This window comes from Micropruina sp., from assembly GCF_047602385.1.
Lineage (GTDB): Bacteria > Actinomycetota > Actinomycetes > Propionibacteriales > Propionibacteriaceae > Micropruina.
In genome coordinates, this window is record NZ_JASGHL010000004.1 from 498,689 (window position 1) to 521,229 (window position 22,541).

At 68.9% G+C, this 22,541-nt stretch carries 16 protein-coding genes; 7 read left to right on the top strand and 9 right to left on the bottom strand.

Annotation, left to right across the window (positions count from 1 at the left end):
* Positions 1-61: 61 nt before the first annotated feature.
* On the bottom strand, positions 62-883 hold the full coding sequence (locus tag QM711_RS15445; RefSeq protein ID WP_415100878.1) for an alpha/beta hydrolase: 822 nt from the start codon (positions 881-883) through the stop codon (positions 62-64).
* Positions 884-1,100: 217 nt separating this feature from the next.
* On the opposite strand from QM711_RS15445, the gene QM711_RS15450 reads away from it, so the two are divergent.
* Entirely contained in the window at positions 1,101-2,105 is a 1,005-nt protein-coding gene (locus QM711_RS15450) for a DUF3048 domain-containing protein (RefSeq protein ID WP_415100880.1), read from the top strand.
* Between the two features lie 215 nt (positions 2,106-2,320).
* Here QM711_RS15450 and purB read toward each other — a convergent pair whose 3' ends face one another.
* The 4 genes from purB to QM711_RS15470 form a co-directional block, all read right to left on the bottom strand.
* Complete coding sequence (gene purB / locus QM711_RS15455; RefSeq protein ID WP_415100882.1) at positions 2,321-3,751, bottom strand: adenylosuccinate lyase; 1,431 nt, start codon at positions 3,749-3,751, stop codon at positions 2,321-2,323.
* 1,624 nt (positions 3,752-5,375) lie between these two features.
* Complete coding sequence (purD, locus tag QM711_RS15460; protein WP_415100884.1) at positions 5,376-6,725, bottom strand: phosphoribosylamine--glycine ligase; 1,350 nt, start codon at positions 6,723-6,725, stop codon at positions 5,376-5,378.
* A 282-nt stretch (positions 6,726-7,007) separates the two neighbouring features.
* Positions 7,008-7,646, bottom strand: coding sequence for a class I SAM-dependent methyltransferase (locus QM711_RS15465; RefSeq protein WP_415100886.1), 639 nt, complete (start codon positions 7,644-7,646; stop codon positions 7,008-7,010).
* 137 nt (positions 7,647-7,783) lie between these two features.
* Positions 7,784-8,320, bottom strand: coding sequence for a CGNR zinc finger domain-containing protein (locus QM711_RS15470; protein ID WP_415100888.1), 537 nt, complete (start codon positions 8,318-8,320; stop codon positions 7,784-7,786).
* A gap of 67 nt (positions 8,321-8,387) precedes the next feature.
* On the opposite strand from QM711_RS15470, the gene QM711_RS15475 reads away from it, so the two are divergent.
* A complete protein-coding gene (locus QM711_RS15475) occupies positions 8,388-9,335 on the top strand; it encodes an EamA family transporter (protein ID WP_415100890.1) in 948 nt (315 codons plus the stop codon).
* Positions 9,336-9,365: 30 nt separating this feature from the next.
* Here QM711_RS15475 and QM711_RS15480 read toward each other — a convergent pair whose 3' ends face one another.
* Both QM711_RS15480 and QM711_RS15485 read right to left on the bottom strand, forming a co-directional pair.
* Complete coding sequence (locus tag QM711_RS15480) at positions 9,366-12,242, bottom strand: BTAD domain-containing putative transcriptional regulator (protein WP_415100892.1); 2,877 nt, start codon at positions 12,240-12,242, stop codon at positions 9,366-9,368.
* A 36-nt stretch (positions 12,243-12,278) separates the two neighbouring features.
* Entirely contained in the window at positions 12,279-13,061 is a 783-nt protein-coding gene (locus tag QM711_RS15485) for a PIG-L deacetylase family protein (RefSeq protein WP_415100894.1), read from the bottom strand.
* Positions 13,062-13,211: 150 nt separating this feature from the next.
* Between QM711_RS15485 and QM711_RS15490 the strand changes: the two genes are divergently transcribed.
* Together QM711_RS15490 and QM711_RS15495 are read left to right on the top strand one after the other, a co-directional pair.
* Positions 13,212-14,276, top strand: coding sequence for a class I SAM-dependent methyltransferase (locus tag QM711_RS15490; protein ID WP_415100896.1), 1,065 nt, complete (start codon positions 13,212-13,214; stop codon positions 14,274-14,276).
* 62 nt (positions 14,277-14,338) lie between these two features.
* Entirely contained in the window at positions 14,339-14,980 is a 642-nt protein-coding gene (locus tag QM711_RS15495; protein WP_415100898.1) for a hypothetical protein, read from the top strand.
* Between the two features lie 288 nt (positions 14,981-15,268).
* Here the strand turns inward: QM711_RS15495 and QM711_RS15500 are convergent, their stop codons facing one another.
* Complete coding sequence (locus QM711_RS15500) at positions 15,269-16,555, bottom strand: adenylosuccinate synthase (RefSeq protein WP_415100900.1); 1,287 nt, start codon at positions 16,553-16,555, stop codon at positions 15,269-15,271.
* 243 nt (positions 16,556-16,798) lie between these two features.
* Entirely contained in the window at positions 16,799-17,227 is a 429-nt protein-coding gene (locus QM711_RS15505; RefSeq protein WP_415100902.1) for a DUF3151 domain-containing protein, read from the bottom strand.
* A 101-nt stretch (positions 17,228-17,328) separates the two neighbouring features.
* On the opposite strand from QM711_RS15505, the gene QM711_RS15510 reads away from it, so the two are divergent.
* From QM711_RS15510 to QM711_RS15520, 3 genes are all read left to right on the top strand, one after another.
* Positions 17,329-19,200: an amylosucrase gene (locus tag QM711_RS15510; protein ID WP_415100904.1), complete on the top strand. Its 1,872-nt coding sequence runs from the start codon at positions 17,329-17,331 to the stop codon at positions 19,198-19,200.
* 65 nt (positions 19,201-19,265) lie between these two features.
* Positions 19,266-21,806, top strand: a complete 2,541-nt coding sequence (locus QM711_RS15515; RefSeq protein ID WP_415100906.1) for a hypothetical protein — start codon at positions 19,266-19,268, stop codon at positions 21,804-21,806.
* A complete protein-coding gene (locus QM711_RS15520) occupies positions 21,803-22,510 on the top strand; it encodes a GNAT family N-acetyltransferase (protein ID WP_415100908.1) in 708 nt (235 codons plus the stop codon). The genes QM711_RS15515 and QM711_RS15520 overlap by 4 nt, the downstream gene beginning before the upstream one ends.
* Positions 22,511-22,541: the final 31 nt, after the last annotated feature.

A 22,541-nucleotide genomic window follows, 5' to 3' on the forward strand; every position in this document is an offset into this window, starting at 1 on the left:
AGGTCGCGATCGGAGGTCGCGATCGGGGCTCGCGATCGGGGGTCGCGACGGAAGGGGCCGATCATCGCGCCAGCCAGCCGGCGATCGCCCGGGTGCCGACCCGGAAGGCCTCGGACTCGGGCCGGGCCAGGTAACCGTGCGTGGTGTCCGGCAGGTACCAGTTCTCATGCGGAACTCCGGCCAGCGTCAGCCGATGGGCGAAATTCTCGGCCGAAGCACGAAGAATGTCGCGATCGGCATTCAGCATGTGCACCGGGGGCAGTCCGGTGAGGTCGGCGAGCCCAGGAAACACGTTCTCGTTGTCGAGAAGTTCGTCGGACCCAGCGTGATTGACGGCGGCCCGCCGCACCATTTCCTGCATCACTCGCAGATCCGGAAGCCCAAAAAGCCGACGGCGCAATGCCGCTGACGCCGGCGGCAGGACGCCGTGAAATAGTCCATAGAGGAAGGCCAGGGCGGCCGGCGCCGGTCCCTCGCCGTCCCGCAACCGCAGCGCCACGCCCGCGGCCAGGCAGGCGCCGGCCGACGCGCCGCTCAGCCACATCGGTCCGCCGTGGGTGGCACCGGCGTCCAGCCAGGCGTCCATCACCTGATCCTGGGGTACCGGATAGCGGAACGGTGAGCGGCGCAGACGCAGCGGGCCGATCACCGGGAACCTCGGCGCCAGACCGTATTCGACGCTGGTCACCGGGAGTCCGGCGGCGGCCACCCGCAGCGACACCTGGTGCGCTTCGGGCTCGTCCAGAGTGCCGACCACCCAACCGCCGCCATGCACCCAGACCAGCCGCGGACCGACAATGTCGCCCGGCGGCAGATACTCGCGGACGCGGACCTCGCCGTGGCGTCCGGGGATGTGGCGATCGAGCCACGTCGGATCCGCCACCGCTACTCCTTTGCCGCTGCTCATCGCGCCGGGAAATGACGCCAGCCCATGATGCCAGTGTCGTCACGGCACAGATTGTCCGGCGCGGTAGCTTTCTCTCATGCACGAACTGAGCCGTCGTACGGCGCTCGTAGGGCTGCTCGGAACCGCCGGGGCAGCCGTGGCCGGATGCACCGGCCAACCGACCCGGTCCACCCCCCCGGCCCCGGCACCTTCCGTGACTCCGACACCCTCGCCGTCCATCGACGAACGCCCGCGGTGGCCGTTGTCGGGAAAGCTGCTGAAGAACGCGGCGGACGCCCGGCATCCCGCGGTCGCGGTGAAGGTGCCCGACAACCGCGGTGAGCATCCCCAGCGTGGACTGGCCGCCGCGGACATCGTCTTCGTCGAGCTCGACGGCTACCGGGACAACTCCGGTTACAGCGGCACCCGGCTGGTTCCGGTGTTCCACTCGACAGTCCCCGACGCCGTCGGCCCGGTGCGTTCGATCCGGCCGGTCGACATTCCACTGCTGTCTCCGATGCACGCATTGATCGGAAATACCGGCGCCACCGGCTGGGTACTGAACTATGTACGGAAGTACGGCAACTATCTTGACGGGATGCTGTCGTACATGAACACCAAGGGCACCGGTTCGTACTCCATCGACCCGGCCCGGGTGCGCGTGCTGGGCGGTGTCACCTATTACGACCGGGCCGTCCTGTGCCATCCCAAGATACTGGCGAAACAGACGAAGAAATTCCGCGAGGGGCCACCGCAGATCTATTTCCCATTCGGGGACGCCGCCGTGGCCAGTACCGTGAACGGCAAGTCGGCGAAGTCGATCAGCGTGCCGTGGAAGAGCGGCAACAGCTACAACATGGGCTATACCTGGAATGCGTCGTCCGGCACCTGGTTGCGCAGCATGCCGTGGGGCCCGCACACCCTGGTCGGCGGCAAACGAGTCGCTCCGGTCAACGTGCTGGTGATCCGGGCGAAGCAGCACTACGACAAGATCTACTCCGGCGCCGGCCACGATGAGCCGATCCACGACATCATCGACGCCTCCGGCCCGTTCCACTACTTCTACGGTGGCCGCTATGTGACCGGCACCTGGACGAAGGCGGACATCTCCGACCCGTTCAGCTTCGTGCTGGAGGACGGCAGCCCGCTGGTGATGGCGCCCGGCCAGACCTACGTCGAGCTGCCCGACAAGAAGGCCAAGATCGTCATCAAGAGCTGACGGCGGGCTGCTGCAACACCCGGGGACGGTTCTTTCGATTCGATCTTCGAACGTCCAGGGACGGTTCTTCCGGTTCGATTTTCGAACGTCCAGGGACGGTTCTTCCGGTTCGATCTTCGAACGTCCGGGGACGGTTCTTTCGATTCGATCTTCGAACGTCCGGGGACGGTTCTTTCGATTCGATCTTCGAATCGAAAGAACCGTCCCCACTCGTGCTAGAGGACTGACCCGGGCAGGTAGGCGGCCGCATCCGGGTAGAGCTTGGCGATGCGTTTCACCTTGTCGGCGACATCGTCCACCTGGTCGCGGGCGGCGCCGGTGAGTTCCAGCGGGTCGGCCTGGGTTGCCTTCAGCTGCTTGCGGCTGAGGCCGAGCCGGGGATCTGCGGACAGCCGGTCGAGCAGGTCATTGGTCCGGACGCCGCGGCGCAGGTCGAGCGCCACGGCTACCGCGTGCTCCTTGATCGCCTCGTGGGCGGCCTCGCGTCCGACGCCGGCCTGGACGGCGGCCATCAGCACCTTGGTGGTGGTCAGGAACGGAAGGTACCGGGCCAGCTCGGCTTCGATCACCGCCGGGAAGGCACCGAACTCGGCGAGCACGGTGAGGAACGTCTCGAACAGGCCGTCGAGGGCGTAAAAGGCGTCCGGCAGGGCCACCCGGCGGACCACCGAGCACGAGACGTCCCCCTCGTTCCACTGATCGCCGGCCAGCTCGCCGACCATGGTCGCGTAGCCGCGGAGGATCACACTCAGCCCGTTGACCCGCTCGCAGGACCGGGTGTTCATCTTGTGCGGCATCGCGGACGAGCCGACCTGGCCATCCTTGAACCCCTCGGTGACCAGCTCGTGCCCGGCCATCAGCCGGATCGTCGTCGCCACGTTGGACGGCGCCGCCGCCACCTGCACCAGCGCGGTCAGCACCTCGTAGTCGAGCGATCGCGGATAGACCTGGCCGGTCGAGGTGAAGATCCTGGCGAAACCCAGGTACTGGCCGATCTGCGACTCCAACGCCAGCTGCTTCTTGGCGCTGCCGCCGAGCAGGTCGAGCATGTCCTGCGCGGTGCCCATCGGACCCTTGATCCCGCGGGCCGGGTAGCGGTTGATCAGTTCGTCGACCCGGGCGAACGCCACCAGCAACTCGTCGGCGGCGGTGGCGAACCGCTTGCCGAGCGTGGTGAGCTGCGCGGCGACGTTGTGCGACCGTCCGGTCAGCGCCTGATCGCGATACTGGACGGCGAGCCGGGACAGCGACACCAACACGGTCACGATCCGCTCGCGGACCAGCTTCAGCCCGCTGAGCACCTGGAACTGCTCGATGTTCTCGGTCAGGTCGCGGCTGGTCATGCCTTTGTGGACATGCTCGTGACCGGCCAGCGCGTTGAACTCCTCGATCCGCGCCTTCACGTCGTGCCGGGTGATCCGCTCGCGGGCGTCGATGGACGCCAAGTCGACCTGGTCGATCACTCGCTCATAGTCGGCGATCACGTCGGACGCCTCGTCCCCGCCGAAGTCGACGCCGAGATCCTTCTGCGCCCTGAGGACGGCCAGCCAGAGCCGGCGCTCGGCGATGATCTTGTTCTCGGGGCTCCAGATGGTCCGCATCCGTTCGGACGCGTACCGAGTGGCCAGCACATTGGGGACGGTCATACAGCCATGTTTTCATGCCTGACCTGTACCGACCATCAACGGGCTGGCATCTGGGCGACCTCTCAGCCAACGAACTTCTATCGCGCGGCGCTTGCTGAAGGCGCATTGTCCAGCTATCACGACTTCTGGTTACGCCATTTTGTGAGCGGCTCTAGCGAGTCCGAGACCGTCCGGAGTTCAGCGATCCCGAAAACAAGCCCGAGCGCCATGGGACCAACCGCAATCACCACAATGCACATGGATTCCAGATTGGTTACTCCAGCGGTTGACGCAAGAAGTGCCGCCACGCCAAATATCATCGTGCTCGTCAGGCCTAGCCGGAAAGCCAAACTTCGATGCCGTCCAATCTCATACCTCTCGGCGCTCGAGGCTCCTCCGCTCCCCCCGCCCAATGCACCACTCACCGCCAGCCAGTTCAGGCCGCAAAGCAAAACCAACGCGAGTGCGGAGATGATGGTCAAAGAGGCGCCGGTTGCGACATGAAATGCAGCATCCGCTGCGACTGCTAAAGTGCATATTGACGCCGCAATCGCGCCCCAGGCGGCCCTGCGCCTGCTTTCAGCTAGACTCGTAGCCATAACTTGAGAACTGCCCCTTCAAGGATCGAGAAAGCGCGGGTCCCCGTAGCGATCAGTGCTACCGTTGAGAAAGACATTTCAGAGCGAAACTGGCGTATATACCTCCGAGACCAAGCATGCAAATTGCACACATAACTCCAGCGGACAGGAGACATCCAACGCCACACATCAGACCGACTAGGTCCGTCATCCAACCCGGCATGTTGTTCCAACACTTGGTGAAGCTAGACGCTGACTTGATACCAGCACCAGTGACCTTCTTTATACCAGCACCAGTGACTTTCGCAGAGCCTTGCGAGGTCGACCCCGCGACGTACTTCCGCTCAAACTTGCCGTTTCTGTAAATTGACAGCCTTCCGGACTGACTAGAGGTAGGGACGATGATCGACTGTTGGCTCGTCAGCAACTCTCCACTCACCGAGAATTGGAAAGTGTAGGCACCCCCCGGCAGTCCCAAACCAGCCACCGGGATAGCAACCAGGATGTCGCCATCCATTCGATAAGCCACAGTCCTTGCGATCGCCAAGGTGAAACCCTGCGGAAGAAGACTTCCGTACTTTTCGGCTTCCTTCTTGGCGCGCCCAACATACTGAGGAACCTCCTCGACAGGGATCATGAGACTTGAGACGGCCTCAACCTTTTGCAGAATAGTCAGGTTGTTGACGAGCCGGGTCGGCAGCGCAGTGGAAACGGGTGTCGACGCTGCGGCCGCGACCGGGAGCGATTGCTGGGACATGAGCCCCTATGATTAGAATAGACGCCAGCCTTAGGATAAATGACATAGCTTTTTCCCAGCTCCTGGTAGCGGGGTAGATACCATTGACCTCAATATCATTGATTCGGTCAATGATATTGAGGAACATGCTCGCCCTGCGAGATGCCAACGAGGCTTCGCCTCGGACTGCAGAGATTGGTGGCTGAGTGCGTCCGTTGACATGTGTCCGGGACCGGCGGCTCTGGTCAGGGCTGGTCAAGGAGTGTGCGGAATGACCAATCGCGCGCTAGTCCTCCTGTCCGAGCTTCAGACGAAAGGCCCGTTGGCGGCCTCACCACTCGCCGGCGTCCCCTTCGGCGACGTCGGCAACGTACTGGGTGAGGGTCGAGTTGACCCGGTAGGCGTCCGAGACGGCGATCTCACCGCGCTCGGCGCGGGCGGCGATGTCGCGACGGCAGAACAGGCTCGGGGCGTCCAGCTCGTCGATGGCGGCGTAGGCATCTGATCGGGCGGCGGCCAGCGTGGACGCGTGCGCGACGACGCCGAGCACGCGGCCACCGGACGCCACCAACTCGCCGTCGGCATTGCGGTCGGTGCCGGCGTGCACGAGGTGCACGTTGTCGTCGGACCGGGTCAGTCGCGGGCCGGCGATGGTGCCGCCCAACTCAGGCGTGCCGGGGTAGCCGTTGGCGGCCAGCACCACCACGACAGCCGTGCCGGGCTTCCAGGCCAGTTCGCCGACCTCGTCGAGACGTCCGGTGGCGGCGGCATGGAGCACCTGGCCGAGTGGCGAGTCGAGAGCGGCGAGCACGGCCTGGGTCTCCGGATCGCCGAACCGGACGTTGAACTCCACCACCCGCAAGCCGTTCGAGGTCAGCGCCAGCCCGGCGTACAGCAGGCCGACGAACGGCGTCCCTTGGCGGCCGAGCTCGGCGATGGTCGGCTCGACCACGCTCTCCATGATCTCGTCGACCAGACCGGGTGGCGCCCAGGGCAGCGGGGTGTAGGCGCCCATCCCGCCGGTGTTCGGGCCGGCGTCGTCGTCCCCGACCCGCTTGAAGTCCTGGGCCGGCTGCAGCGGCAGCGCGGTGATCCCGTCGGTGATCGCGAACAGGCTGACCTCGGGACCGTCCAGGTACTCCTCGACCACCACCGGCAAACAGCCGGACGCGTGCGCAAGCGCCGCGTCCCGGTCGTCGGTGACGATCACGCCCTTGCCCGCCGCCAGCCCGTCGTCCTTGACCACATGTGGGGCGCCGAAGTGATCCAGGGCCTGCTCCACCTCGGCGAGCGTCTCGCAGTACCGCGACCGCGCTGTCGGGACACCGGCGGCCACCATCACCTCCTTGGCGAACGCCTTGGACGCCTCCAGCCGCGCCGCCGCCGCAGAGGGACCGAAACAGGCGATGCCGGCGCCGCGGACGGCGTCCGCCACCCCGGCGACCAGCGGCGCCTCGGGCCCGACGACGACGAGGTCGACCCGGAGCCGGCGGGCCAGGGTGACGACCGCGCGAGGGTCGTTGATGTCCACCGGGTGGTTGCTGGCGATCGTCGCGGTGCCCGGGTTGCCGGGCGCGCAGTGCAGATGGGTGACCGCGGGATCGCCGGATAGCGCGATCGCGATGGCGTGTTCGCGCCCGCCGCCTCCGAGGATCAGGACCGAGAGCTGCTGGGTGTGCATCCGCTCAGATTAGTGCCAGCGACCTTCGCCGTCCGGCGGGGACTCCCGGAGCTCCTCGGGTCGGCCACGATCCGCAAGGCGTCCGGACGAGTGACCAAGAGAACCGTCCCCCAACGAGCGAAGTGACCAAGAGAAGCCGTCCCCCGACGAGCGAGGTGACCAAAAGAACGGTCCCCCGACGAGCGAGGTGACCAAAAGAACCGTCCCCCGACGAGCGAGGTGACCAAGAGAACCGTCGCCCAACGAGCGAACCCTGGGGAGGTAGCGCGCCACGAAGGACGGTCACCGGACGTCGACGGGTGCCGGGCTCTCACATTGTGCGGTGGCGAGGAAGACGCCGAAGCTGCGCAGTTCGCCGTTCACTTCGCGCTCGGTGGTGAGCGCGTTGCGAACCGTGACGTGGGCGTAGCCGGCTGCTGAGAAGGCGCGCCGCAGGGTGCCCCGACTGAAGCCGTGGTGGCCCTCGAAGTCCGGGTCGTGGTATTCGCCGCCCTCGGGTTCGAGGTCGAGTACCGCGATCCAGCCGCCGGGACGGGTGGCGTTGCTCAGCCGCCGCAACAACAGGCAGACATCGGGCACGTGATGCAGCACCATCAGGCTCACCACAAGGTCGAACGGCTCGCCCTCCCACGGCCCGTCAGTCAGGTCACCCAGGTCGGCGCTGACGTTCGGGGCACCGGAGGCGGCGATCCGGGCGCGAGCAGCTTCGATCATGCCGGCGGAGGAATCGAGCATCACAAGTTCGCGGACGCGTCCGGCGAGCGCAAGGCCGAGCAGTCCGGCACCTGCGCCGTACTCGAGCACCCGCATCGAATTCCGCAGTGGCACGGCGTCGGCGATGGCGTCAGCGGCCCGCCGGGCACGGTCGGCGCGGCGAGGGTCGGCGTCCCAGACCTTCGCCAGCGCATCGAAATCGGTCATGTGCCCAGCCTGCCGCAACGGGGGTTGCTCGGGAAGCACCCGCACGCACGGTTCAGGTCACGCGGAACTGTGCGTCGGCCCTCGGATCGAGGAACCGTCGCGGGTGGTGATCTGGGTAGGGACATCGGAAGGCCGGGTCAGCCGGTCGCCCGCCGGCGCGCCCGATAGGCAGCCACGTTCGCCCGATTGCCGCATCCGGCATCGCAGAACCGGCGGGAACCGTTCCGGCTGAAGTCGACCAGCACCTGGTCGCAGTCGGACGCCGCACATCGCCGGAGCCGGCCCAGGCCGCCCACCCGCACCACGTCGATCATCGACATCGCGAACTCCACCGTGATCCGCACCGCCAGCGGCGTGGCGTTGTCGGTGGCGTGAATGTGCCAGTCGAAGCCGTCGTGCCGGACCAGTTGCGGCAGCGCCCGGCCCTCGCGCAGCAGCAGGTTGATCAGCGCCACCACGTCTTGCTCGTCGGCGTCCCAGAAGCCCTCGAGCCGGCCGCGCAGGCTCCGGACCGCCTCCAGCTCCGCAAGGTCGTGGGTTCGGCTGCCGCTCCACTGCCAGCGCCGGCAGTACTCATCGAGGTCCTCGGCGCCGCCCAGAGTGTCAGGACGCCGGCTGTTGACGAGCGCGGCCATCGACTGCAGCGACAGTCGTGCGTCATGAGTGAACTCCACAGTGACTCCTGACGTGGTCTACGATGTCACGAGCATAACAACGTAACGATCATGACAGGAGTATCCGATGGGTGGGGCTTTGGTCGAGCTCACCGACGCCCGCGTCCGGCGACCGCGAACGGCCCTGGTGGGCTGGACGGCGGCGCTGGTCTCGGCCTGTGCGTTCGGCACCTCAGGAGCCTTCGCCAAGCCGCTGCTCGCTTCGGGCTGGAGCGCCGGAGCGGTGGTTGCGATCCGGCTGGGACTGGCGGCCGCTGTCCTGCTGGTCCCCGGCATGATCGCGTTGCGCGGCCGCTGGCACCTGCTCCGCCAGCACTGGCGCCCACTGCTCGCCTACGGCGTATTCGGCGGTGCCACCGCGCAGGTGGCGTTCTTCAACGCCGTCCAGTACGTGCCGGTGGCGCTGGGTCTGCTGCTGGAGTACCTCGGCATCCTGCTCGTGGTCGGCTGGGCCGCCCTGAGCAGCCGTCGGCTGCCTTCGCGGCTCACCCTGGCCGGGGTGGCGATCTCGATCGCCGGGCTCGTCGTCGTCCTGGACCCCGCCGGCATGACGAGCGTGGACGCCCGCGGCATCGCCTGGGGCCTACTGGCCGCCTTCGGTTTGGCGGTCTACTTCGTGGTGTCGGCGCGGCCGATGGAGCTGCCGCCGCTGACCTTCGTCTCGGTGGGCCTGAGCATCGGCACGGTGGCGATCCTGCTGGCCGGGCTGAGCGGACTGATGCCGCTGCGGGTGAGTGTCGCCGATGTCGGCTTCGTCGGCCTCACCATGCCCTGGTGGGGGCCGCTGCTGCTGCTCGCCCTGATCGCGGCGGCCGCTGCCTACGCGCTCGGCTTCGTCGGCGTCCAATATCTGGGTTCGACCGTGGCCAGCTTCGTCGGACTGACCGAGGTGCTGTTCGCAGTCGCCTGGGCCTGGTTGCTGCTCGGTGAACTGCCGGGACTGCTGCAACTCGTCGGCGGGGTGATCATGCTGGCCGGTGTCGCCGCCGTCCAGCGCGGTCAGACCGCGGCCTGACCGGTCGTCCTGCCGGTCCCTGAGCCAGGTTCAGTTGAGTTCGGCCAGGACGCGATCGGCCAGCCGGACGGCGGCCGCGGCTTCCAGCGGGACGCCGGAGATGCCAGCCTGCACGATGCGCCGGCCGCGGATCGCGGTGCCGGAGTCCACCGCGGCGGCGGAGGGAGCCGCATCGGCAGCCCGCAGCAGGACCGCGGCGTCTCCGAGCCGGTCACGATCGGCGAGGAGCCAGGCGATGTTACGCATGGTGGTCCACAGCTGCGTCGTGTTGCCGGTGGTGGTCCAGTAGCGCAGCAGCCGGCGGAACGCGGCCGCTGCCTCGGCCACCTCGCCGCGGCGGGCGAGTTCGGCGGCCAGTCCCACCCCGGCGATACCTTCCACGAAGGTCACACCGGCACGTCGAGCCCCGTCAATGGCGGCCGAGTAGCTGGCGACGGCCGCGTCCGAGGCGCCCTGGGCCGACGCGGCCTCGCCGCGCACGTAATCGGCGAATGCACAGAACGACACCACCGGGTGCTCCGCCAGCAGTGCGTTCGCCTGCTCAAGTAGAGCATCGGCGCGATCGACGTCCCCGGCATAGACAGCCGCCAGCGCGGCGACGATCAGGTTCTCCACCGGTAGCGCCCGGTCGCCGCTCCGCAGCAGACCGGCGAGCGAGCCGGCGAAGTCGCCGCGGAACAGGTCGACGGTCGCCAACGCACTGAAGCAACGAGCGCTGGCGGCGGGATCCCCGTCAGCCAGGTCGAGTCCGCGCAGCGCCATCCGTCGGCTGGCGTCAAGGTCGCCCTGCAGCCATAGGGCATGTGCGGCGGCGCCGATGACTCTGCTCTCGGCCGGGTGTCCGACCAGGCCAGGGTCACCCGCCAGTTCGACGGCCCAGGCCCACAGTTCCGACAGACTCCTCCAAGTGGACGGCTCATCGACCGTCAGGGTGATCCGGATCAGCAGGTCGAGATCCCCGCGCGCACGGGCGAGATCGCGCGCGACCCGCAGGTTGTCGAGTTCGGCGCGCAGCCGGGCATCCGCGGCAGGCTCTCCGGGCCCCCTCAGGTCGCGCCCGAGTTCGATCAGCGTCCGGTCGGTCCATTCCAGGAACACCCGCTCGAAGTCTTCACCGCGCCCCCGCCCGCTCGTCCGGTCAATGACGAACCGACGGACGGTTTCGAGCATCGTGTACCGGCCGTGCTCGTCGTGCACGACCAGGGAGGCATCCACCAGTCGGCCGAGGATGAGCAACGGATCGCCATCAAGCCGGGCGGCCAGTTCCTCGATCGCTCGCAGATCGATCCCGCCGGGAAAGGCGGCGATGACCCTGAGCAATTCCCGCTCGGGTTCCGCCAGCAGCCGGAACGACCAGTCCACGGCGGCCCGCAGGGTGCGCTGCCGGGCGTCGTCGTCGGGGCGATCCTCGGCCAGCAGATCGAGCGCCCGGTCGAGACGCTGGCGAACCGCCGACAAGGGCATGGTGGCGAGCTGACCGGCCGCGAGTTCCAGCCCCAAGGGCAGCCCGTCCAGCCGTCGGATCACCTCGATCAGGTCGTCCACGTCGCCGTCGGTCAACGAGAACCGGGCGTTCCGGCGGGTGGCGAAGTCGATGAATACGCGTGCACTGGGTTGGCGTCGCAGCCGCTCCAGCGGCACACCCGGCTGAGGGACGGCGAGCGGCTGAAGCCGCAGCACGTACTCGCCGACAGCGTGCAGACTCACCCGAGAGGTGGCCAGCAGCCTGACCTGTGGCGCCCGGCGCTGCACCTCGGTGATCAGTTCCCGGCAGCCGGCGACCACGTGTTCGGCGTTGTCCAGGACCAGCAACAGCTCCTGCGCCGCCAGTCCCTCGGCCACGCTGCCGATGTTCGGTGGGCCTTCGGTCCGTAGGCCGAGGGCGGTGGCGATCGCCTCGGGCAGGCGTCGAGGGTCGGTCACTGCGGCCAACCGGACGACCGCCGCCTCGCACCGGCCGAGTACGCTGAGTTCGCCGACCACATCGAGCACCAGGCGGGTCTTGCCGACGCCACCCGGTCCGGTGACCGTCACCATGGACTCGGAGCCGAGTAGGCGTTCGAGGTCGGCCCGATCCCGCTCTCGGCCCTCCAGCCGTCCGGGCGGGCGGACGATCGTCGGCCGGAACGGCCGGGGCTCGGACGACGCGAGATGCGTTCCCGATGCCACCTGCTGCTCCAGTTCGGCGAACCGGCGGCTCGGGTCGAGCCCCGTCTCGTCCACCAGCCGGCGGCGGAACTCGGCCGCGGCCAGCATCGCCTCGGCGGTGCTGCCTCCAGCCGCCAACGCACGCACCAGCAGCGTGGCCGCCGGCTCGTTCAGCGGCTCGGCAGCTGCCAGCGCGGCCGCGTCCGGAGCCACCGAGCGATCACCCAGCTCGATCCGGGCGGTCAGCCACTGGTGCTCCAGAGTGCGGCGCAGCTCGGCCACGGCCAGCGCGTGACCTGCCAGCCGCTCGACGCCCGCGAACTCCTCCAGGGCCGGGCCGCGCCACAGCGCCAGCGCCCGCTCCGCCAACTCCGCTGCGCGCGCCGGACGGCGGGCCAACTCGGTGCTGACCTGCGCGGCCAGCCCGCGCGCCTCGGCGAGATCGAATTCGGGCGCGTCCAGGACGAGCCGGTAGCCGGGTGCCTGGCGCTCAAGCCGATCGGCGCGGACGCCGAGGGTGCGCCGCAGCCGAGAGACCTGGGTGAGCAGCGCCTGCTGGCCGGAATCCCGCGGTTCCTCTGCCCACAGCGAATCGATTAGGGTCGCAACGCTCACCACGCGGGGCGACGCCAGCGCCAGCACGGCGAGCAGCGACCGCCGCAGAGTTCCGGGCACCTCGACCGGATGGCCGTCGATCTCGACGGAAAGCGGCCCGAGCAGGCCCAGTCGTAACGCCGGGCCGGTTCGGCTATCGGTCACGATGGTTCTCCCGGTTGGTGGACGATGCTGATTCTGCTACACCGACGCCTCCGCGAAGGACTCCACCGAGACCCAGTCGGCGTACTGCTCGTCGCCCATCGCCGCGATCAGTGCGGTGGTCTGGCTGGCGTGACAGCGCAGCGCGGCAACCTTGCGCCGCAGGGCTGGGCCGTCCAGCTGCAGAAGCCCGGCGAGGTCAGGCTCGGAGCATTGCCGCGGCTCGCCCAGCGCGAACACGCCGAAGGCGTCCTCGACGTCTCGGTGCCGGTCTCGGCGTTCGGGCGTCACCACCGGCTGCCACAGCCGCGGACGCACGGCGGTCCGCGCGCAGGCGCGCTCGACCCAGCGTCCGACGGCGATGTGGTCAGGGTGACCGGTGAAGCCGTCCGGGCCGAACCCGATCACGGTCGCCGGGCGGATGTCGTCGAGAAGCTCGCCCAGTCGCTCGACCGCCCGGTGAGGGTCGGCCGAGGCGCAACGTCCGTCGGCGTAGCCGAGCCAGTGCTGCTCGGAGACACCGAGCACCCGGAGTGCGGCGTGGCACTCGGCGGCCCGCATCCCGGCCGCCGCGGCGACGTCCGCGAGCGCGGGGTCGATGCCGGCCTCGCCGTGGGTGGCGGTGATCACCACGACCCGCTGGCCGGCGTCCCTCAGGCTCGCCAGCAATCCTCCGCAGAGGTACGTCTCGTCGTCGGGGTGCGCCCAGATTGCCACCGTGGTGCCGAGCCGGGCGGGGTCGATGGCGGCGCTGGTCCGGTCGGTGGTGGTCCGAGCGGGACGGTCGCTGACCGGTTCGGTACGGATCTTTGTGATGGTCATGGGCCGAGCATTCCGGCCGGCCCGGTCGCGCCGCTGTCGTGACGCTGTCGTGGCTTGGCGGCACGGTCAGCAACGGGACAGTGCCGCGCCAGGGCGTCCAGGAAGGCTGACGCTGCCGGACCACACCGGGTGGCCGGCAGGAAGGAAATCATGACCATCACCCAGCAACTCGACGAAACCGCCGTGCTGGCCTTCGCCCAGCGGTTGTCGGAGCATCAGGCGTACGCGATGAACGCGACGCTGGCCTACCTGGGCGACCGGCTCGGACTGTGGCGAGCGCTCGCCGACGGACAGCCGACCACGGCCGCCGCCCTCGGCGTCCGGACCGGGACCGACCAGCGGTATCTGCAGGAGTGGCTGGCCGCCCAGGCCGCCGCGGGCTACCTCCACTACGACCCGTCGCAGGCGACGTTCCAGCTACCGGCGGAGCATGCCGCCGTGCTGGCGATCGACGACAGCCCGGCCGCGATGGCCGGAGCCTTCGAGACGATCGTCGCCACGGCGTCCACCGCCGACCGGCTCGCGCACGCCTTCGTCACCGGTGAGGGCATCGGCTGGCACGACCAGGATTCGCGGGTCTTCAGCGGCGTCGAGCGGTTCTTCCGGCCGCTGTACGCCACCTCGCTACTCACCGAGTGGCTGCCGTCGGTCGACGGCCTGACCGAGGCGCTCGAGGCGGGGCTGGACGTGCTCGACGTCGGCTGCGGACTGGGCACGCCGACGCTCCAGCTGGCGGAGGCCTTTCCTCGTTCGCGCTTCGTCGGCGTCGATTACCACCAGGAGTCGATCCGTCGAGCGCGGGCGGCCGCGGAGCGCCGGGGCCTGAGCGATCGGGTCCGGTTCGCACCGGCGGATGCTGAGGAGTACGGCGGACGCTACGGCCTGGTCATCATGTTCGATGCCCTGCACGACCTGGGCGATCCGGTGGGTGCGCTGCAACACGCTGCCGCCCACCTGGCCCCAGGTGGCCGGATCGTGGCGATCGAGCCGTTCGCGGGCGACCGGCTGGAGGACAACCTGCATCCGCTCGGACTCAGCTGGTACGCCGCCAGCACGGCTCTCTGCCTGCCCAACAGCCTGTCCCAGGACGGACGCGCTGGTCTCGGCGCCCAGGCCGGCACCGCACGCCTGCTGTCGGTGTTCGCCGCGGCGGGGCTGCGGGCCCGAGCCACCGCCACAACGATGTTCAACGTCGTGCTCGAGGGTCGGCCGTGACCGGCGGAGGGGGGCCTCGCCGGAGGGTCAGACGCCGAACGCGCCGCCGGTTGCTGCTGGGGTTGATCGTTGTCGCCGTCGCCGGCCTGGTCGGGCTCGCTCCGGTTCCGGAAGCCGGCGCCGCCGGCGTCCCCCGCTATGTCGTCAGCATCACCCAGCTGAAGGCCGTCGAGGAACAGAACGAGCACGACTGGTTCACCGACGAGGACGTGTACGGCGGCTTCGTGGTGACCAGCAGTGACACCAAGCGCCAGCTGTCCGCCTTCCGCACCCAGCTGCTGAAGGGTTTCGACGAGGGTGAGACGAAGACGCTGTCGGCCGACAAGCGGTGCGCCCCGGCAGGCGAGATCCTCGACTTCAAGAGCGGACGGAGCTTCCTGGACGCCCGCAGCGGCGATCGCTGGCTGTGCCGGACGATCAACACCGGCGGGGCCGGTCTGGAACCGCCGTTCACGGTGGCGGGAACGCTCTACTCCAGCGTCTCCTGCTATGAGCTTTTCGAAAACTGCGGCAAGCATCGCAACGATCCGCGCGGGCCCTACCTGGCGCTGGACATCTGGCTGGGCAACGCCCGACTGGACTTCAGCGCCGGCGGGCTCTACGTCGATCTGCCACGCGTGGGTATGCAGCGCGCCTACACGATGGATCATCGCGCGAACAACGGGCACTACCGGACCAGCGTTACCGTGGAACGGGTGGCTTGACCGGGAGCATCCGGAGAACTGCTGAGCCCGTCGATTCCCCGCGGCGTCCTGCATTGCGTTGCTCCATCCCTGAGCGACGCAATTTCGGGACTCGCGAGAGATGTGATGGCCGCGTCACCGGGGACGGTTCTTGTGGTCACCGGTGACGGTTCCTTCGGTCACCGGGGACGGTTCTCGTGGTCACCAAGGACGGCTCCTTGGGTCACCTCGATTGGCGAAACCCCTTGTCCGAGGTAATCCGTGGGTGACCAGAAGAACCGTCCCCGGTGACCAGAAGAACCGTCCCTTTCAGAGCAGGTCGTGGAGCATCACGACTTGCTCGCGTCCGGGACCGACGCCGATGCCGGAGATGCGGGCGCCACTGAGTTCCTCGAGCCGACGGACGTAGGCCTGGCAGGTCTTCGGCAGTTCGCCGAAGGTACGGGCGCCGGAGATGTCCTCGGCCCAACCGTCCAGGTGCTCGTAGACCGGGGTGGCGCGGGCGAAGTCGTGCTGGGTCATCGGCAGGGTGTCGTGACGCTCGCCGTCCACGTCGTAGGCGACGCAGACCGGGATCTTCTCCCAGCCGGACAGGATGTCGAGCTTGGTCAGGAAGATGTCGGTGAACGCATTGGCGCTGGCCGCCGCCTCGACCACCAGGGCGTCATACCAGCCGCACCGGCGCTTACGGCCGGTGGTGGTGCCGAACTCGGCGCCGTCGGCGCGGATCTTGTCGCCGTCGGCGTCCAGCAGTTCGGTCGGGAACGGCCCCTCCCCCACCCGGGTGGTGTAGGCCTTGGCAATGCCGACCACCCGGTCGATCCGGGTCGGGCCGACGCCTGAGCCGGTGCAGGCCCCGGCCGCGATCGGATTGGACGACGTGACGTAGGGGTAGGTGCCGTGGTCGACGTCCAGGTGGTGCGCCTGGGCGCCCTCGAACAGCACGACGTCGCCGGCGTCCAGGGCATCGTTGAGCACGCGTGAGGTGTCGGCGACCATCGGACGCAGCCGCTCCACGTGGCCCAGCAACCGCTCGGCGATCTGGTCGGGATCGATGGCCCGCTGGTTGTAGACCTTCACCAGCAGGTGGTTCTTCTGCCACAGCGACGCCTCGACCTTGGCCCGCAGCATCTCTTCGTCGAACAGGTCCTGCACCCGGATACCCAGGCGATTGACCTTGTCGGAGTAGGCCGGGCCGACCCCGCGTCCGGTGGTGCCGATCTTGCGCTTGCCCAGGAAGCGCTCGGAGACCTTGTCGATGGTCTGGTGGTACGGGGTGATGAGGTGCGCGTTGGCCGAGACCAGCAGCTTGCGGGCGGCGTCGACGCCACGGGCGGCGAGCCCGTCGATCTCGTCGAACAGCACGTCGAGGTCGATCACCACGCCGTTGCCGATCACCGGCACGCTGTTCGGGCTCAGAATGCCGGACGGCAGCAGGTGCAGCGCGTACCGCTCACCACCCACCACCAGGGTGTGTCCGGCGTTGTTACCCCCGGAGTAGCGGACCGTGTAGTCGACCCGGTCCCCCAGTTGATCGGTGGCTTTGCCCTTGCCTTCGTCGCCCCATTGCGCTCCGACGACCACGATGCCCGGCATCTGGTTCCCTCCCGGCATGAAAAGCGGCCCGCTCGGGGCCCTTACCGGCACAGCCTAACGGAGTCGCTTCAGAGCGCCGGGCGGCGTCCGAGGGGCCGGACGCCGCAGCAGGCCGCCGCCGGACGGCGAGACCCGCTGATTCGGTCGAGCGTCGTCTCCTGGTACGGGGGGACGGTTCTTTTCGTAGCACCTTGAGGCAGCGAGTGGCACGAAAGAACCGTCCCCGCGTACCACCGGTCCGGATTAGCCGAGAGTCGGGCCAGCCAGTTCCTGGTAGGCGGTGGGCGAGGAGTCGACCAGCAGTTGCACGCAGCGCTCATATTCGGCGTCCTCGCCGATCGCCCGAGCGGCCCGCGCCAGTGCCCAGACCGCGCGCAGGAAGCCGCGGTTGGGTTCGTGCTCCCACGGCACCGCGCCGGAGCCCCGCCAGCCGTTGCGGCGCAGGGCGTCGAGGCCGCGGTGGTAGCCGGTCCGGGCGAACGCGTAGCCGGCGATCTGCCCGGCGCGGTCGTCCTGGCCGAGGGCCTGCTCGGCCAGCACAGCCCAGGCCAGACTGGAACCGGGGTACCGGGCGGCGACCTCGAGCGGGTCGACGCCATCGAGCGCGGCCGCGGGATCGTCGGGCAACAGGGTCGCCCCGGAGCCGGGCGCGGCGAACGGAAGGTGAGCCATGCGCCTCACCCTAACGGCCCCGCGCCGGCCCGCCTCCCGCCCGCCGCCGAGCGACCGCGGCCGATGTGAGTTGTCCGGTACCGAAGCCCTATGCTGCGGCCATGGTCGACGAGGACACCACCTTCCAGCTCCGGATGGATCGCTACGGGCCCGAACTGTTGAGTGGCCTGCGCGGCGCCTACGGTGACGCGGCACCCGAACTTTTCGAGCGTCTCACCGCGACGATACGCGATGCGTTGATCGCCCGCAGCGACGAGCTCAAGGTGCTCGACGAAGCCCGGCTGCTGAGCCCGGACTGGCTGCAACGCCCGGAGACCGTCGGCTACGTCTGCTACGCCGACCGGTTCGGCGGATCGCTGGCCGGCGTCGCCGACCGGATCGACCATCTGAAGTCACTCGGCGTCACCTACCTGCACCTGATGCCGCTGCTGCGTCCGCGCGAGGGCGACAGCGACGGCGGCTACGCCGTGGCCGACTACCGGTCGGTCGACCCGCGGCTCGGCTCCATGGACGACCTGACCGCGCTCGCCACCACCTTGCGCCGCGAGGGCATCGCCCTGGTCGTCGACCTCGTCCTCAACCATGTCGCGCGTGAACACGACTGGGCGGTCCGAGCCCGAGCGGGCGAGCAGAAGTACCGCGACTACTTCCACATCTATCCCGACCGCGCCATGCCGGACGCCTACGAGCAGACGCTGCCCGAAGTCTTCCCCGACTTCGCTCCCGGCAACTTCACCTGGGACGACGAGGCGCAGGGCTGGGTCTGGACCACCTTCAACTCCTTCCAGTGGGATCTGAACTGGGCCAACCCGGACGTCTTCGCCGAGTTCGCCGACCTGCTGATCTTCCTGGCCAACAACGGCGTGGACGTGTTCCGGCTGGACGCCATCGCCTTCACCTGGAAGGTGCTGGGCACCGACTGCCAGAACGAGCCGCCCGTCCACGAATTGACCCAGGCGCTGCGCGCGGTGCTGCGGATCGTGGCGCCGGCCTGCGCCCTGAAGGCCGAAGCCATCGTGGGCCCGCAGGACCTGATCACCTACCTGGGTCAGGGCAAGCACTTCGGCAAGGTGTCCGACCTCGCCTACCACAACTCGCTGATGGTGCAGCTCTGGGGGGCACTGGCGTCCCGGCACACCCGGCTGTTCGAGGTGGCGTTGTCCAACTTCCCGGCCAAGCCGGCAAGCACCACCTGGGGCACCTACGCCCGTTGCCACGACGACATCGGCTGGGCGATCTCGGACACCGACGCCCGCGGCGCCTATCTGGAGGGTCACACCCACCGGGCTTTCCTGGCCGAGTTCTACGCCGGGCTCTACCCGGGCTCGTTCGCCCGCGGGCTGGTCTTCCAGCACAACCCGGTCAACAACGACCGCCGGATCAGCGGCTCGCTGGCCAGCCTGGCCGGGCTGCAGGCCGCAGTGCAGGCCGGCGACCAGGGCCAGCTCTCAGACTCGATCGCCCGGATCAATCTGCTGCACACCGCGATCCTGGGTTTCGGCGGCGTCCCGCTGCTCTACATGGGCGATGAGGTGGGCCTGCTGAACGATCACAGCTATCTCGACGAACCCGAGCATGCGGCCGACAACCGCTGGGTGCATCGTCCCCGGATGGACTGGGCCGCCGTGGCCGCCGCCGAGGCCGATCCCAGCACCCCCGGTGGCCGGGTGCTGGCCGGGCTGCGGCACACCATCGGCGTCCGTCGGCGGTTGACGCACCTGCACGCGTCCATCGAGTCCCGGGTGCTGCCCAGCCCCGACTCCCGGGTACTGCTGCTCACCCGCGACCACCCCGAAGGCATGCTGATCGAGGCCTACAACTTCAGCGAGGAGGTCGTCGAGCTACCGACCTACGTGCTGCGGGACCGGCTCGGCGACACCGCCGTGGAACAGATCAGCGGCTACGACTACTCGCTGGCACCCGAGACGCTGCTGATCCGTCCCTACCAGCCGCTGTGGTTGACCGCCGGCTGACTTGAGATCGGTGCGCACTGCCGACCGACGTCCAGATCACCGGACCGACCAGCCAGGAGTGAACGTTGGCCACACCTGATCGGCAGACCCAAGGCACCGTCGTGAAACCGTCGGTCTTCGCCTCCGCGGACACGCCGGCCGACGAAGCCCGACGCTGGCTGACCAACCGGTTCGACGAGCAGGCCGCACGCGGTGAGCCGGACGCGCTGACGCCCGAGCAGCGGCTCGAGCTGGCACAGTTGCTGAGCAGCGCCTGGTGGCGCGCGGTTTTCGAGGACGAGCGCAGTGCCGAGACCCCGGCCGGTGCGCACTCGACCCCTGCCGCCGAGCGCACCTCAGCGCTCACCTGCTCCGACGACAACTCCGATGCGGGCGGGGCCGATGCGGGCGGGGCTGATGCGGGCTGGGCGGCCGCGGCGCTGTTGCGCCGAGCATTGCCGCCGGCGGTGCGGGCAGCTAGCAGGTTGCCGGGCGGCGGACTCATCCTCGCGCTGTACCTGCGCAATCTCGCGAACGAAGCCTGGGCGATGGCCTGGAACCACGAGTTGCTCAGCGTCGCGATAGCGGCGTCCTGCGATGCCGCGAGGTCATCCGCCGGCGACGGTGCCGACGATCTCGATCGCCTGGGCTGGGCGCTGTTGCGGTTCATGGAGCGCGAGTTCCGCGTCGAAACTGCACTGCTGACCGGCCGGCTGGAGACGGTGGCTGCGCTCGCCCAGGTCGCCGTCGCCGAGGTCGAGCCGATCGTCGCGGCCGTGGAAGAACTGGCCCCGAGCGTCGCTCGCGACGCGCTGCTGAGGGAGGCCTCCAACGAAGCGACCTACTACCGGGCTGTGCGCGACACGGCAGGTGTCGGCAAGCGGCTGTTCAGCGGTGACCGCAGCAACGCCGACGCCGAACTCGAGCGGGTGCGAGCGAGTGTGGATGCCGCCAGCTTCAACGCGATGGACGCCAGCGAGCTGCGCGGACACCTGGCCGGAATCGCCGCCCTGCACGCCGCACGCGGCCGGGACTGGCTGCATGTCGACGAGGGACGCGTCCGGATCATCTACCCGTTCGGCATCAGGACGACGGGTCAGGACGATCCGATCAGCGTCGTCGCCACCCTGCGCCGACAAGCGCTGACGCTGCGCGCGCAGGGTGGGACGCTGGGCGGGCTGCCGGTCACCGACGTCCGGGGACGGCTGGAGCTGAGCGACGTCTGGCAAGGCACCGACGATCTCGGACGCGGCTACCGGGGCGTCACCATCCTGCTCGGCGACCTGAGCCTGGAACACCCCGGCGCGGAGGCTCCGCTGGAGGTGGTGCAGACTCGCGTCCAGCTCTCGCACCTGGGCAACCACACCATCGTGTTCGAGATCGCGCTGCGGGACGTCCCCGCCCATCGGGTGGCGCAGGCGATCCACCTGGCCACCCCGGTGTTCGGCGACCTACGTGAGATCGCGGACGTGCTCCGGATGCGGACCACGTCCGGCAGGACGGTGTCGGGACTCCCCGAGGTGGTCGGGGCGCTGCTGGCCGAGATTCGCGGGCTGCTCGATGCCACCGGCGACGCCATCGACGGCTCCCAGCTCGCTGCCCGCGAGGGATCGTTCGGGGTGATGGCGACCATCGTCGCCGCGTCCCGGCAGGGTCCCGGCGGCCGAGCGCAGCTCGCGCATGCCAACGAGCTGCTGGAGCTGTGGGGCATCCAGCCGCTGCTGCACCCACTACCCAGCGGTGCCGCGAGCGCCGCTGATTGGGCACTCTACGATCTGGATTCGGTCCGCACCTGGTCCCTGCTGCACCTGAACAACGAACTGCTCGCATCGAACAGCAACGTCACGTTGCTGGCTTCGTTCGGCTCGCCCGACTACGCGGTGCGCGAGGTGGAGAGCTACATTGAGTTCGCCCACAGCTTGCACGGCATGTATCAGGGCTGGCAGGACACCATCCGCACGCACGTCGAAACCGTGTCCCGGCTGCTGCGAGCAGCGGTCGCGGTAGTGCCCCGGCCGGCCACGGGTGCCTCGCCGGACGACGCCGACAACCGGGGACGGCGGGCGGCGGCGATCGCCGAGCTGGACGATCTGGTCTCCGACATCGAGCGCGCGGAGCTCGAGCTCCAGGCATTCATCCAGTCCTGCGACGCCATCATGTTGTTCATCGACTCGCCCGGGATCGTGACCTCGCCGCCGCTGCGCACCGACCTCGACACCATCCTGGACTCGAACGGCTACCCGCGGTTGCGGGACGGCTTCACCCACGCCGTCCGCGACGTGCTCGGGACGCGGCTCCAGCCTCTGCTCGAAGTGGTGCACGGGCGAATGGCCCAGGCGTACGCGGCAGAGAGCGCCCGCCTGGAGCGGGATCGGCTCGATGCCGAAACCGAGGCCAACGAACGCACCGATCGCCTCTTCGACGTGCTCGGCATCGTCTTCACCGTGATCGGCTTCTCCGGGCTGGCATCGGTCCTGCAGGCGGGCCATCCGGACTGGGACGGCGGAGTCGCCTGGTGGCTGGTGGTCGCGATTATCGTCCTCGCCGCCGGGTCTGGTGCCCTGCTGTCCTTCCTGCCCGGCCTCCGCGCCCGGCATCCGCGCAGGCGGAACGGGTCGAAGCCGTGACCGGCACCTCGCCGATCCGACCCGTCATGGACGGCCCCGCCCTGGGCCAGCTCTACGCCGAGATCCTCGAACCCCACTTCCCGCCAACCGAACTGGTGTCTCTCGACGACTTCGTCGACGGAGCTACCTCGGGTGCCTTCGACGTCCTCGCCGCGCACGACGAAGGCAGGTACCTCGGGGCGATCGTCGGCGAGCGGTTCGGCAACGGATACCTCGTCGACTGGTTGGCTGTCCGCAAGGCCCGGCGTGGTGGCGGCACCGGATCCGCACTCGTTGCGGCGGGGGTCAGCCGGTGGCTCTCCACGCCCGGCATTGATCTGATCATGGCCGAGATCGAGCGGCCGGACCTTTCCGCACCGCACCCGGCGTACGGGGACCCGGCCCGACGGCTGGCCTTCTACCAGCGGCTGGGCGCCGGCGTGCTCGAGCTCCCCTACTACCAACCGCCGATCGACGACGGATCGCCCCGCGTCCGCAACCTGCTGTTGATCGTGCTGGCCACTCGGAACAGCGCGCCGCCGCCCCGGCTCCTCGGCGCGGACGAGACCGCCGCCGTCCGCACGATGCTGCACGCCACGATGGGCCCGCTCGGGGAGGGGGACGGCGAGACCGCCCGGATCTATGCCGTCGCCGACGACCGCGCTGGGATGCGCCTGCTCCCGCTTGCCGATTACACCCGAGTGCCGCTGCTCGACCTGGGCTGAATCGGGCCCCGGAGACCACGACTCGACCGGC